This window comes from Pacificibacter sp. AS14 (assembly GCF_038899935.1).
Lineage (GTDB): Bacteria > Pseudomonadota > Alphaproteobacteria > Rhodobacterales > Rhodobacteraceae > Celeribacter.
The window spans coordinates 63,374-76,148 of the sequence record NZ_JBBMQI010000016.1; the positions used below are offsets into that span (position 1 = coordinate 63,374).

11 protein-coding genes and 1 pseudogene are annotated in these 12,775 nt (G+C 53.9%); 4 read left to right on the forward strand and 8 right to left on the reverse strand.

Features of this window, described 5'->3' with window-relative positions:
* The 4 genes from xylB to xylF all read right to left on the reverse strand — a co-directional run bounded on the left by xylB (position 1) and on the right by xylF (position 4,670).
* The gene (gene xylB, locus WNY38_RS14175) at positions 1–1,440 is read right to left on the reverse strand and encodes a xylulokinase (protein ID WP_342858009.1); all 1,440 of its coding nucleotides are present in this window, start codon (positions 1,438–1,440) and stop codon (positions 1–3) included.
* A complete protein-coding gene (locus WNY38_RS14180; protein WP_342858010.1) occupies positions 1,437–2,186 on the reverse strand; it encodes an ATP-binding cassette domain-containing protein in 750 nt (249 codons plus the stop codon). Before WNY38_RS14180 ends, xylB begins: the two co-directional genes overlap by 4 nt.
* Positions 2,183–3,478 (reverse strand): sugar ABC transporter permease, encoded by a 1,296-nt coding sequence (locus WNY38_RS14185; RefSeq protein ID WP_342858011.1) that lies wholly within the window; start codon positions 3,476–3,478, stop codon positions 2,183–2,185. The genes WNY38_RS14180 and WNY38_RS14185 overlap by 4 nt, the downstream gene beginning before the upstream one ends.
* Before the next feature lie 169 nt (positions 3,479–3,647).
* Positions 3,648–4,670, reverse strand: coding sequence for a D-xylose ABC transporter substrate-binding protein (gene xylF / locus WNY38_RS14190; RefSeq protein ID WP_342858012.1), 1,023 nt, complete (start codon positions 4,668–4,670; stop codon positions 3,648–3,650).
* A 191-nt stretch (positions 4,671–4,861) separates the two neighbouring features.
* On the opposite strand from xylF, the gene WNY38_RS14195 reads away from it, so the two are divergent.
* Positions 4,862–6,124: an ROK family protein gene (locus WNY38_RS14195; RefSeq protein ID WP_342858013.1), complete on the forward strand. Its 1,263-nt coding sequence runs from the start codon at positions 4,862–4,864 to the stop codon at positions 6,122–6,124.
* Positions 6,121–7,608, forward strand: a complete 1,488-nt coding sequence (locus tag WNY38_RS14200; RefSeq protein ID WP_342858014.1) for a CRTAC1 family protein — start codon at positions 6,121–6,123, stop codon at positions 7,606–7,608. The genes WNY38_RS14195 and WNY38_RS14200 overlap by 4 nt, the downstream gene beginning before the upstream one ends.
* Here the strand turns inward: WNY38_RS14200 and WNY38_RS14205 are convergent.
* Positions 7,605–8,969 carry a cytochrome c peroxidase gene (locus WNY38_RS14205; protein ID WP_342858015.1) on the reverse strand — a complete coding sequence of 455 codons (1,365 nt, stop codon included), beginning with the start codon at positions 8,967–8,969 and terminating at the stop codon, positions 7,605–7,607. The two genes, WNY38_RS14200 and WNY38_RS14205, sit on opposite strands and share 4 nt — an antisense overlap.
* Positions 8,970–9,244: 275 nt before the next feature.
* On the opposite strand from WNY38_RS14205, the gene WNY38_RS14210 reads away from it, so the two are divergent.
* Positions 9,245–9,763 (forward strand): redoxin domain-containing protein, encoded by a 519-nt coding sequence (locus WNY38_RS14210; RefSeq protein ID WP_342858016.1) that lies wholly within the window; start codon positions 9,245–9,247, stop codon positions 9,761–9,763.
* Positions 9,764–9,856: 93 nt separating this feature from the next.
* Positions 9,857–9,937, forward strand: a pseudogene (locus WNY38_RS14215) (glutaryl-CoA dehydrogenase); the annotation flags it as partial.
* Between the two features lie 200 nt (positions 9,938–10,137).
* Here the strand turns inward: WNY38_RS14215 and WNY38_RS14220 are convergent.
* From WNY38_RS14220 to WNY38_RS14230, 3 genes are read right to left on the reverse strand one after another with little or no spacing between them, the layout of a single operon-like run.
* Complete coding sequence (locus WNY38_RS14220; protein ID WP_342858017.1) at positions 10,138–10,803, reverse strand: GDSL-type esterase/lipase family protein; 666 nt, start codon at positions 10,801–10,803, stop codon at positions 10,138–10,140.
* Positions 10,800–11,795, reverse strand: coding sequence for an oligopeptide/dipeptide ABC transporter ATP-binding protein (locus WNY38_RS14225; RefSeq protein WP_342858018.1), 996 nt, complete (start codon positions 11,793–11,795; stop codon positions 10,800–10,802). Before WNY38_RS14225 ends, WNY38_RS14220 begins: the two co-directional genes overlap by 4 nt.
* Positions 11,788–12,774 carry an ABC transporter ATP-binding protein gene (locus tag WNY38_RS14230; RefSeq protein WP_342858020.1) on the reverse strand — a complete coding sequence of 329 codons (987 nt, stop codon included), beginning with the start codon at positions 12,772–12,774 and terminating at the stop codon, positions 11,788–11,790. Before WNY38_RS14230 ends, WNY38_RS14225 begins: the two co-directional genes overlap by 8 nt.
* Between the last annotated feature and the right edge of the window lies 1 nt (position 12,775).

Genomic DNA, 12,775 nt, shown 5'->3' on the forward strand with positions numbered 1-12,775 from the left:
TTAGAGGCCCTTTAGAGCAGTGTAGGCGCGCTTGTAACGATCATGCGCGTCGGCAAATGCAGGTTGAAGCTGTGTGTTCGGTTCGATTATTTTTGAGATTGGCGGTAAGGTCGCGATCTCGACGCCAGCGCCCGTTGCGGCCATCATACCAAGACGTGCAGCGCCCAAAGCGGCACCAAAATCGCCGGACTGAGGCACCATCAAAGACACGCCAAGCGCGGTTGAAATTGTCTCAAGCCAGTAGTCAGATTTGGCCCCACCGCCCATAGCAATAGCGCGCCCAATAACCGTGCCGGTTGACAGTAGCGCATCGTGACAATCGGCAAAGGCAAAGGCGACGCCTTCTAAAACGGCGCGGGTCATGCTTTCAACGTCTGTGCTGTGATCCAAATGCAAGAACTGACCACGGATGTCTGTATCGTTGTGCGGGGTGCGTTCGCCGCCCAAGTAAGGCAAAAACAGCGTGCGCCCAGGGGCTTGCAGCGTGCCTAAGTTTTGAGTCAACTCAGGTGCTGATTTTCCGGTGATTTTGCTCAGCCATTGCAAGGCATCAGTCGCGGCTAGAATCACGCCCATCTGGTGCCACATGTTTGGAACTGCGTGACAGAATGTGTGCACAGCACTGGCAGCATCGGGTTGATAGGCATCGGACGCGGCGAACAAAACACCGGAAGTGCCAAGCGACACAAAAGCATCGCCCTTGTTCACAACGCCCGCGCCAATCGCGCTTGCCGCGTTGTCGCCACCGCCACCGGCCACGACAACATTTTTGGGCAGGCCCCACTCGGCCGCCAACGCATTGCGCAGGGTGCCAGACACCTCTGAGCCCTCAACAAGCCGTGGCATGTGATCACGCGTCAGGTCGGTCGCCGTCAGCAGGGCGTCGCTCCAATCGCGTTTGCCAACGTCAAGCCAGCTTGTGCCCGCTGCGTCCGACATTTCCGCGACATGATCGCCAATCAAGAACAAGCGTAAAAAGTCTTTGGGCAACAGTACTTTCGCAATTTTATCAAAGACATCGGGTTCATTGTTTTTGACCCATGCAATTTTAGGCGCGGTGAAGCCTGCAAAGACGATATTGCCAGATAAGTCGCGAAATTGCGGGTCTGCATCCAGTGCTTTGGCCTCTTTGAAAGACCGCGTATCATTCCACAAAATGCAAGGTCTGAGTACTTGATCTGCTGCATCCAGCAAGGTGGCACCGTGCATATGACCTGACAGGCCTATGCCGCGCACGCCTGACAGATCGGCCTTTTCTGACAGGGCTTTTAGCGCCATGTCTGTGGCGGTGATCCATGAGTTCGGATCTTGCTCGGACCATCCATCATAGGGGCGAGAGACGCTGAGCGGGACAGCATGTTCGGCGATAACAGATTGGTTTTCATCCATCAAAATCGCTTTAAGCGACGACGTGCCAAGGTCTAGTCCAATATATGTCATGCCGCTGCCTTAGGATTTTTGCCCAAAATGATCATAGATAGAATGTCGTCCTCTGTGACGTCCTCGACGCGTTCTGAGCCGATCAATTGACCGTTTTTCATGACCGCAACACGGTCGCAAAGCTCCATCATTTCACGGGTGTCATGACTGATCAAAAAGATGCCCAAACCCTGTTTTTTCAGCTCGCCAATCAATTCTGCGACCATGGCCGTTTCATGCACACCAAGCGCCGCTGTAGGTTCGTCCATGATCAATATTTTCGCGTTGAAATACACTGCGCGAGCAATGGCGACGGATTGGCGTTGCCCGCCTGACAAAGCCGACACAGGTTCTTTCAATTTCTTAAAATTGGGGTTCAATCGCGCCATGATTTTGCGGGTCTCGGATTCCATCCGGCTGTCGTCGACAAAGCCAAACGGGGTTGTCAATTCGCGCCCCAAGAACAGGTTCGATGCCGCGTCAAGATTATCCGCCAGCGCAAGGGTCTGATAAATGGTCTCGATGTTATAATCGCGGCTGTCGCGCGGGGAATTGATCGTTGCGCGTTCGCCTTCGATCCAAATCTCGCCGGAATCCATCTTATAAGCACCAGAAAGCATCTTGATCAGCGTCGATTTTCCAGCCCCATTGTGACCCAAAAGACCAACGACTTCACCTGCGTGCAGATCAATACTGACGTTGTCCACAGCGTGCACGCCGCCAAAAGCAATGGAGACATTCTTCATTTCTACTAAGGGCGTGCTCATGACTTACCTCCCAGACGTTTGCGGTATTGGATGTCGATCCAGACGGCCAAGACAAGCACGGCGCCGACGACGATATTTTGATAGGGGGCATCGACACCGACCATGGCCATGCCCGATTGCAAGGACTGCATGATCAATGCCCCGATGATTGCACCATAAATTGTGCCAACGCCGCCAGACAAAGCCGTTCCGCCAATCACAGCCGCTGCAATGACGCGCAGCTCATCGAGCGTGCCGATGTCATTGGTATGGTAGCCCAAGCGTGCAGAAGAGACGATGCCAGCCAATGCGCAAAGAGCGCCAACCATTGAGAATATTTTCACGGTCAAAAAGCGCGTGTTGATGCCTGAAAGCTCAGCTGCATCAGGATTGCCGCCTGTTGCGAAAATGTAGCGTCCCAGACGTGTGCGCAGGGCGATCACGGTCATAACGATAGCGACGGCGATCAAGACCAGAACCGAATAGGGGATGCCATAAGCTGCCACACAGGGCGCGTCTGCTTCGCAGCCAAACAGGGCGGGATTGCGTGCGATCACGCGTTCAGGAACAGTATAGGCGTTCAAAGTGGCCACAAAACCTAAGATCGCACCTGCGATCAGGGTCATGACTGTAAACTCGGCCCACATAGGTTTGACGGGAAATCCGTGCCGCACTTTTGTTTTGCGGCCCGACCAGATGAAGAACAATGATATGGCTGCAGCTGCTATGCCCACAATCCAGCTCCACATCGCGCCAAGTGTACCGTTGATGCCGCCAAATAAGATAAAGGTTTTGTCGAGCGGGCCGATTGTGGCGCCATCTGTAAGGTACCAACCAACGTTGCGCCAAATCAGCAGCCCGCCGAGCGTCACGATGAAAGCGGGGATGCCGTGATAGCCAATCAACCAGCCTTGTGCCGCGCCGATCAAAGCTCCGATTAAAAGACCTGCGATAATTGTGATCCAAGGGATCAGAGGATGCCCAAGCTCAAGACCCACAATATCAGGCAACCATGACGTCTGCATCATGCCCATAATCGCAGTACACGTCGCCAACAACGCGCCCACGGACAAATCGATGTGCCGCGTGACGATGACAAACACCATGCCCGTTGCCATAATGGCGACCGAAACCGTTTGGATCGACAGATTAAAAATGTTGCGCGGCGTCAAAAAACGTCCGTCCGTCAACAGGTTAAAGACGATGCAAACGGCGAGAAATGCGCCCAGCATGCCGAGAAGGCGCAGATCGATTTCGAGCGATTGCAAAAAGCTGCGTTTGGGGGGCGACTTGGCGCTGGATTGGTCAGACATTATGTCTCCATTGAACGGTCGAGAATGTGAGCATTCGTTTGATCACAGCAGGGGGGCCAACCTGACGCGTACAAAAGTCATGCAAAAATGAGTGAAACTGCGTCCGTCGGACCCCGCCATACCAGCGGGATCCAAACTGAGCCTAAACTGATACGAGATCAGCTGTCTTTTAGTTGCAGGGCGCTGGTCCTGCCGTGACGCCTTGGCAAAGGGCCTCTACTGTGATCCAGCCTGCATCTGTGACAACAGACAAGTTGTCAGCAGTCACAGGAACAGGTGCGAGGAACATAGAGTTCATCACTGTGCCTGCAGGGGATGTCCAGCTTGCGCTGCCTTCGATTTTCATCATCTCATCCGCGGCCAATTCGGCTGCGATTGTGCCCGCTGCTTTGCCAAGCTCGCGTGCGTCTTTCCACACAGAAACCGTTTGCGTGCCAAGAGCAACACGGTTCAAAGCGGCGTGATCGCCGTCTTGACCAGAGACTGGAAGACCTTCCATGCCTTGTGCTGTCAAAGCCGCAACAACACCACCGGCTGTGCCATCGTTAGAGGCCACAACCGCATCAACTGCGTTGTCGTTTGCTGTCAGGATTTGTTCCATGTTGCGCTGTGCATTCGCTGGCAACCAACCGTCAGTGTAGGCTTCATCAACGATTGTGATCGCACCGCTGTCGATGGCCGCTTGCAAAATCTCTTGCTGGCCACCGCGCAGGAAGTCTGCGTTCGGATCGGTGGGGGAGCCTTTGATCATGACGTAGTTGCCAGTTGGCTGCGCCGCAAATACGGCGCGGGCTTGCATGCGGCCAACTTCGACGTTGTCGAATGTCAGGTAGAATGCGCGGCTGTCTTCGATCAAGCGATCGTAGGCGACAACAGGAATGCCTTCTGCGTCTGCTGCGTCTACAGCAGGACCGATGGCTGCTGCGTCTTGTGCAAGGATGATCAAAGCGTCGGCGCCTTGTGCGATCAAACTTTCAACATCAGACAGTTGTTTGGCTGAAGATGATTGAGCGTCAGCTGAAATATATGTGGCACCAGCGGCTTCAAGCGCGCTTTTGATTGCGGCCTCATCTGTTTTCCAGCGCTCTTCTTGAAAGTTGGACCAGCTGACGCCGACGGTTAGGTCTTCTGCCAAAGCGGTCGTGGCGATACCAGAGGCTGCAACGGCAGCCGCTATGATAAATTTATTCATTACGTTCCTCCCTAAGGTTCCCTCGAATGCGTCCGAGGACGAGTCACACGACTCGCGTGGGTGTGACATTGCCGCAATTAAGTTCAATGATCAAAGAAAAAAATATCAACAATTCTCTTTTGGCACAAAAATTTAACGAATCAGTTCGACAAATAGGTTGAGTGCGAGATTTTTCATGATATTTAATTTATATGATGAATTATATGTATCCCTCCGCGATTGGTGCGGGCTGCGGCCCGTTGCTCCAATCTGGAGCCGCTAAAGCTGCGTCTTTACGCTTACAATTTTTCCAACACGTGCGTGCAAACGGACGCGCAGCGCGGGCTGATGTGGCGCGTGCGCTCAAAATCAGTGCAGGCAGTGCGACCGCTGTTACCTCCGATCTCATCGCTTCTGGGTTGCTGCAAGAAGTGAGTGAACAAACGCGCGAAACAGGGCGAGGGCGACCGTCTGTTGCGTTGGAAGTCGTGCCAACGGCCGCTTACGTTGTGGGTATAAAGCTGTCGTCAAGGCGCCATTGCGCGGTTTTGACCGACTTCGTTGGAAATGTATTGGCAGGGGTCACTTTACCCTCGAACAATCGACGTCGTAGCCTGCAAGAGCTTTTGGATCAAATTACGTCCCTTATCGATATGCTGGTGCAGCAGGCCGAGATTTCGGTCGATGATATTGATGCCGTTGGTATTGGCGTGCCTGGAATCGTTGATATGGAAAACGGTGTCGTGCGGTGGTGCTCGTTGTTGCAAGATGATGATGTGGACCTTGCGCCAGCCTTTGCTGTGCGGTTTGATATGCCTTTGTTTATCGACAATGACACGAATATGTTGACCCTTGCCGAGCTTTGGTTCGGGGAGGGGCGAGACAAGACCGATTTCGCAGTGGTCACGATCGAAAACGGGGTCGGCATGGGTCTTGTGGTCAACAACACCCTCTATCGCGGCAGTCACGGTGTTGGTCTAGAGTTGGGGCATACAAAAGTGCAAATGGATGGGGCGCTGTGTCGTTGTGGTCAACGTGGATGCCTTGAGGCCTATCTCGGTGATTACGCGCTCACCCGTGAGGTTGGCGTGGCGTTGGATTTGGGGGAGGCACGGCATCGCACCCCTGAGGACTTGCTGGACTTGCTGTTTGAGGAAGCAAAATCGGGAAACGCGGCAGCCAAAACGATTTTTCGGCGCGCGGGGCGGTATTTGGCTGTCGGTCTGTCCAATGTTGTCCAGCTTTTCGATCCGCCGCTTATCATCATTTCAGGAGAGCGCACGCGCTATGATTATCTCTTTGCTGATGAGGTTTTGGCCGAAATGAAGACGATGACCCTGTCAGATGTACGCCAACCCTGCGCGATTGCAATACGGCCTTGGGATGATATGGTCTGGGCCCATGGCGCGGCCGTTCCTGCAATCAGTGCCTTGTCAGACAAACTTGTGGCTGACTGTGAGATGAGCAACACATGAAGGTGTTGTCCCTATTGATGTCTCTATCTATGGCGTCATCTGTGCTGGCCGACCCTATGTTTGAGGACATGTCCTCAAGATTGCCCGCGCACAGCTACAGTGGCGGGTGGGAGCATTTCGTCGGCGGCGGCGTGGCGGTGTTCGATTGTAACGGGGACGCGTTGCCAGATGTGTTTGCGGCTGGCGGTGAGGCTCCAGCAAAGGTGATACGCAACACTGGCGATTTCTCGTTTGTCGACGCGCCAATTCCAAACCTCATCCACACGACCGGCGCCTATCCCATCGATATGGATGCAGATGGTCACGTTGATCTGTTTGTTTTGCGTGCGGGTGACAATGTTGTGTTGAAAGGCGATGGCAACTGCGGGTTTGTTGACGCGACGCGGGCGCTGGGCTTTGAGAGCGACAACCGCTGGAGCACGGCTTTCACAGCATGGTGGGACGCCGGTGACGCGCGACCGACCCTTGCGATTGGCAATTACGTTGATCGCGACGATCCCGATGGGCCGTTTGAAGCCTGCGACGAAAACACGATCTTACGCCCCGCTGATCATGGTTATGAAACGGAAATCTTGAGCCCCGGATATTGCGCCCTGTCGATTTTGGCGAGCAAAGATGCGCGGGGGCGCGCAAGCCTGCGGTTGTCCAATGATCGACATTACTATGTCAAACAGGGCCATGAGCAGATGTGGGACATCGAAGATCGGCGTTTTTTGGATGCCGATGATGGTTGGCAAAACGTGTCTTTGTGGGGCATGGGCATCGCCAGCCGCGATCTGAATGCGGATGGGTTTGACGATGTGATGCTGACCTCGATGGGGGATCAACTTTTGCAATTGTCGCAATCTGATGGCACTTATGTGGCGGCTGATTACAGCATTGGCACTTATGCGCAGCGCCCGCATATCGGTGATGATGGGCGTCCCTCGACGGGGTGGCATGCAGAATTTGGCGATATCGACAATGACGGCCGTGCTGATCTGTTCATCGCCAAAGGTAATGTGGATCAAATGCCGGGGATGGCAATGGATGATCCGAACAACCTTTTGATGCAAAATGAAAACGGCACATTCACGGAAACGGCCGCCACAGCTGGCATTGCCACGATCGCGCGATCACGTGGGGCCGCTTTGGCCGATTTTGACAACGATGGGCGTTTGGATTTGATTGTTGTCAATCGCCGCGCGCCGCTTGAGCTCTATCGCAATATCACCCCTGAAACGGGTAACTGGATTCGCGTGTCCTTGCAGCAAGCAGGCGGAAATCGCGATGCCATTGGCGCGTCGGTTGCGGTGCAAACGCTTCAAAGCATGCAGGTGATTCAAAACACCATCGGCGGTGGTCATGCGGGTGGGCAACGACTGCCGCGTCACTTTGGACTTGGGGGCGAGACCGAGGCGCTCGTCATCGTGACTTGGCCTGATGGCTCCACGTCCTCTGCGCGTTATAAAGCAGGTCAATCCGTCGAAATGATCAAGCCTTAGTTGAGATTTGGCTCGGTGTTCAGCGTAGGATTTGGAATATCCAACCCGCTGGGCACTTTGTCCGGGATACCCAATCGCCCTTGCAGGCTGGCGGTATCGGTCAATGTATCAAGAAAGGCCACCAAAGCTGCCACGTCTGCATCCGACAAAGACACAGGCGGGGTGATCACCGCGGCAGCAATGGCGCTGACCTGCTCAGGATCATGCATCACGCTAAAGTCGATGTCTGCCTGATCTGCGCGGCCAAGGTCTGGCAAAACAGCTTGTGTGGGATCATAACTAAAAATCGACGTCGCTGGGTCTGCATGACTGGCTATAAATGCCGCCAAATCAGAGTGCGCGCCTGCATGTCCATAGGGGCCGGTCAGCGCAATATTGCGCAGAGATGGCGTGCGAAATGCATAGCGATCCTCAAGCCGACCAGTGACGCGAAAGCGCCCGTCATCGCGGTGGTGAACTTCAAATGTTGCTGATTTTCCAGGCCCGATTTGTGGCGCTGCCATCGCGTGAAATTTATGATCAGTCAAAAAAGGCCCCGTATGACAGGACGCACAATTTCCATCGCCATAGAACAAGTCCATCCCTGCTTGCGCTCGGCCTGAAAGCTGCCCAGTGCCCGCCAAAACCGCATCAAATGGTGATGTGTCAGATCGCCATTCAACTTCAATGAAGCTTGCAATCGCATTAGAAATATCGGTGAAAGCAATCTGGTTTGCGTTTGCAATATGTGGGTACACATCGATGAATTGCGTCGCGTAATCGGGCAGGTTGGCCACGCGTTTTGCCAAAATATCCCATGCCCCCCCAGTCCCAGTGATGATGCCTTGGCGGATCAATCGGCCAAGGTCGTTTTCATTGTAAGACCCTGCCATTTCATCACGGCTCAGCACAGGAAACATCGCTTGTGCAGACAGGATCGAAGCAAAGCCCTTTTCCATGTCTTGCCCCATATCAGTGCGCATGCCACTGGCGCGACTGGGGTCGACTTCAAGGCGGCCATCATGGAACATTGCGGTGAATTCATACGCGCCCAAATTGAATAGAGCGGGCGAATTTCTTGGGATGCGCTCTTCTGGCAGGTTGTCGGTGGTGACCTCGCGATGGGTGCCCAATCCGATACCGCCATCGCCAATGCCAAGCGATAAGCCATCCGATGTGCCAAAGGCCGGATGGTGACAGGTGGCACAGGCCACTTCTGCATTTCCAGACAAGATAGGATCGTAAAACAACAGCTGCCCAAGGGCGGCCTCAATCAGATTTACAGGCCTGAAATCGTCGTCCTGCAAAGGTGCCGGCAATGAACTGGCGCTGGCAAGTGCTGTGGAAAAAATGAAGATGGCGATTGGCTGAATGATTTTCATATCAATACGCTAAGGGATGCCGGTGCCTGTCGCAACACTGCAAAATAGTCTTTGGCGGCGCATTTGCTTTTGCTGACATGCGCATCGCAAAAGGTCCTTCAAACTCAAGCCAATTTTGCGTCCGTTAAGTGCATGCGATCAATTGTTTGTGCTGAGCGCGATCGTTTTTTTTGATGTGTTCTCGGCGCCCTTTGGTTATGATGTTGCTCAATACGGCCTGGTTCATTTGGCCACAATATATCCTATGACTGTCATTTAAGGCGAAAGGCCAGAGTATGATCAATACGAAACCAGAAGCAGGCGGATTGCTGCCTCAAATGTCGTTCAGAAAATTGGGGGGTGGTACACTTGATATTGGTGGAACCAAAGAGCGACATACGCTTTTTATTGTCTACCGTGGCAAACATTGTGGCCGCTGCAAACGCTATTTGAACGGATTGCAAACCCGCGTCGCGGATTGGGAGGCCGCAGGCTTTGATGTGCTGGCTGTCTCAGCAGATCCCGAATCCAAAGCGCAAGCTGACGTTGCCGAATTCGGTTGGGATTTTGATCTTGGGTATGGCCTCACCGAAGATCAAATGCAGCTTTTGGGGGTCTACATTTCCGATCCCTTGTCTCCTGATGAAACAGATCGTCGTTTCGCAGAACCTGCCGTTTTTTGCGTGCTCCTCGATGGTGTGATCCAAGTTGTGTGCTTGTCAAATGGCCCCGCAGCGCGGCCTGATCTTGACGAATTACTTGATGGCATGAAGTTCAACATCGAACACAAACGTCCGGCGCGCGGGACAGTTTAAGACCTACGTTTTCCTTCACGTGTTATCAAAAAACGCTGCACATTTGTGTGGCGTTTTTTATGACCGCATGATCACCTCACGCGGTTTGACAAATATCGTTTTGTTGGGTTCAAGACGTGGATTTCCAATGCGCCAATCACGTACGTGTTCGTGGTTTGGGCGAAATCCGAAGCTCAGACGTCCATCATCTACCTGCGCCAACACTTCTATGGGGATCAACTCGCGCTCGCTCATCATCACCCGTCCCATGTCCAATCTCCCAGTGTTCATTTGAACAAGAGAGTGACATTCCTGAATGGCTCAGGGGTGACATTATCGCTTTGCTGCTACACGCATTTAGTCGCATACCCGCGCTTATGTATTTTGAGATGGTTTTACAGGCTTCGGCATTGGTCAAGAAACTGGGTCCAAAGCTCATTCAACAAAACGACATCGGCCAAACGGTCATACCCTTTTGCTGTTGGGTGTAGCCCATCGCCAGCCCCAAGAGAGTCGATGAAACTGGTGTCCTCGATTAATTTGTTTAGAGTATGGACAATCGGGGTATTATGGGCTGCGCAAACAGCATCTGTTATAATCAAAATTTCTGCAAGCCTGCTCATTATTTGAGAGCCCATGCCACCATCGCCACGCTTGAGGTCAGGCAAAACAGGTGCCGGTTCGACAACTATCACGGGTCCGTATTGCTTTGCTGTCTGCAAAATGAACGCGAAATCTGTGGCAATCTTAGCCTTGTCCAATGGAATGCAGCTGTCCTTTGCCGCCGCGCGCAATGCGTCGTTTATGCCTATCATGACGACAACACCGGTGCCTTCTTTGCCGGTCAATCTGGCAGCCAATTCCGATGCACAGCGCGCTTTAACGTCGGCGATACGGTCCCCGCCGACACCAAGGTTGTAGCACTGCGTTTGCCCATCTGTGGGCGATGTCAGTGCCATTAGTCGTGATGGCCAGCCGCGCGCTGCGGCGTCGCCGTCTCCGACTGTGATGCTGTCGCCGAGAAACGCGATCCTGAGCTTTGCGGCTTTCGCAGATGTCATCGGCTTGCGGTCTCCAGAGGGGTGTGGCAGGCAACGCGGCCGCCATTTGGTAATGTGCTGATCTTGGGCGCGGTGCTGCGGCACAAGTCTGTGGCGAGCGCACAGCGCGGGTGAAAGGCACACCCTGTCGGGATGTTGCGAGCAGATGCAACCTCACCAGGAAGAACAACGCGCGTCTTGCTTTTGGCTGACGGATCGGGAACCGCAGACAGAAGGGCCTGTGTGTACGGGTGACGAGGTGCCTCGAACAGACCTGCTGTGGTGTTTTCCTCGACGATCTGGCCGAGATACATCACGGCCACTCGGTCGGCACTATGACGCACGACTGATAAATCATGGGTTATCAGCAGGTAGGTGAGACCAAGATCTTTCTTCAGTGTCTGAAACAGGTTGAGGATTTGGGCCGCGACCGACACATCGAGGGCAGAGACGGGCTCGTCTCCAATAACCAGTCGCGGATTGACGGCCAAGGCGCGTGCGATGCCGATCCTTTGCCGTTGCCCGCCCGAAAAGGCATGTGGGTAACGGTTCATCGCAGTGGATTGTAATCCAACACGGTCGAGAAGGTCTGTGACGATTTTTGTAGCGGCATCCCCTCGTGCGATGCCGAAATTCCGCAAAGGCTCCGCGATGATCTGACGAACTGTCATTCGTGGATTGAGAGAACTGAACGGGTCCTGAAAAATGAGCTGTACATCACGCCACAACTTCTTGCGCGCCGACCCCTTCAGTGTGCCGACATTCAACTGGCCGCCATCCGATGTGCGCAGCAGAATTTCGCCAGATGACGGTGTCAAAGCACCAGATATGAGCTTTGCAGCGGTTGATTTTCCGCAGCCCGATTCGCCGACCAAAGCCGTTGTTGCGCCCTCGTTCACATTGAGAGATATCCCATTCACGGCCCGCACAGCGTGTGGATCGAATTTGAACATGCCCTTCGATTGCCCGAAGTGTTTTTCAAGGTTGCTGATCTGTAACAGGGGTTCAGTCATGGAGGTGGCACTTTGCGCAATGGCGATCGGCAATCGCATGGAGGACAGGGCGAACGGTTTTACAGTGTTCTCCCGCAAATTCAGGGCACCGAGGATGGAAAGAACACCCCGTAGGGCGCGACGTTGGATCCGGCACGGTCCCTTGAAGCGTTGCCAGCTCTGCACCAGCTTCGGTAAAGGCGGGCAGAGCGGCCAATAAGGCGCGGGTGTAGGGATGGCCGGATGTTTTCAAGACCGTTTCGGCCGGGCCGGTTTCGACTTCTTGACCAAGATACATTACCATAACTCTGTCGGCGATTTCGCTTACAAGACCGATGTTGTGAGAGATAAAGATCATCCCCATGTTCAGGTCGGCCTGAAGCTTCGCGAGAAGATCGACGATCTGTGCTTCCGTTGTCGCATCAAGGGCGGTTGTCGGCTCGTCGCAGATCAACAGACGCGGGTTGCACGACAAGGCCATCGCGATCATTGCGCGTTGTCGCATACCGCCCGAAATCTGATGGGCATATTGCTCGGCGATCTCTGCGGGGCTGGCCATCCCGACCTGATCCAAAAGCTCAATGGCGCGCGTGAGTGCGGCGCGTTTGGACAAGTCTGTGTGCTGGCGCAGGGTTGTGCTGATTTGGTTTCCGATGGTGTGAACCGGACTGAGGCTCGCCATTGGCTCTTGGAACACCATCGCAATTTTTGAGCCACGAAGGCTGCGGATGTCACGTCCATTTTTCGGAAGGCTGCTGATTTCAATGGGATCGCCACTGGCCGGCTGGTAGGTAATCTGCCCACTTGTGATTTCTCCACCGGCGGGAACCAATCCCAGAATAGCGCGTGCTGACAGAGATTTCCCCGACCCGCTTTCGCCCACGATGCCAAGCGTTTCACCTGCGGCGACATCGAAGCTGATGTTTTCGACAGCAGGTAACACCAAATGCCGCTGATGAAATCCGATCGAGAGGTCTTTAACTGAAATCAGCGGGTTCATC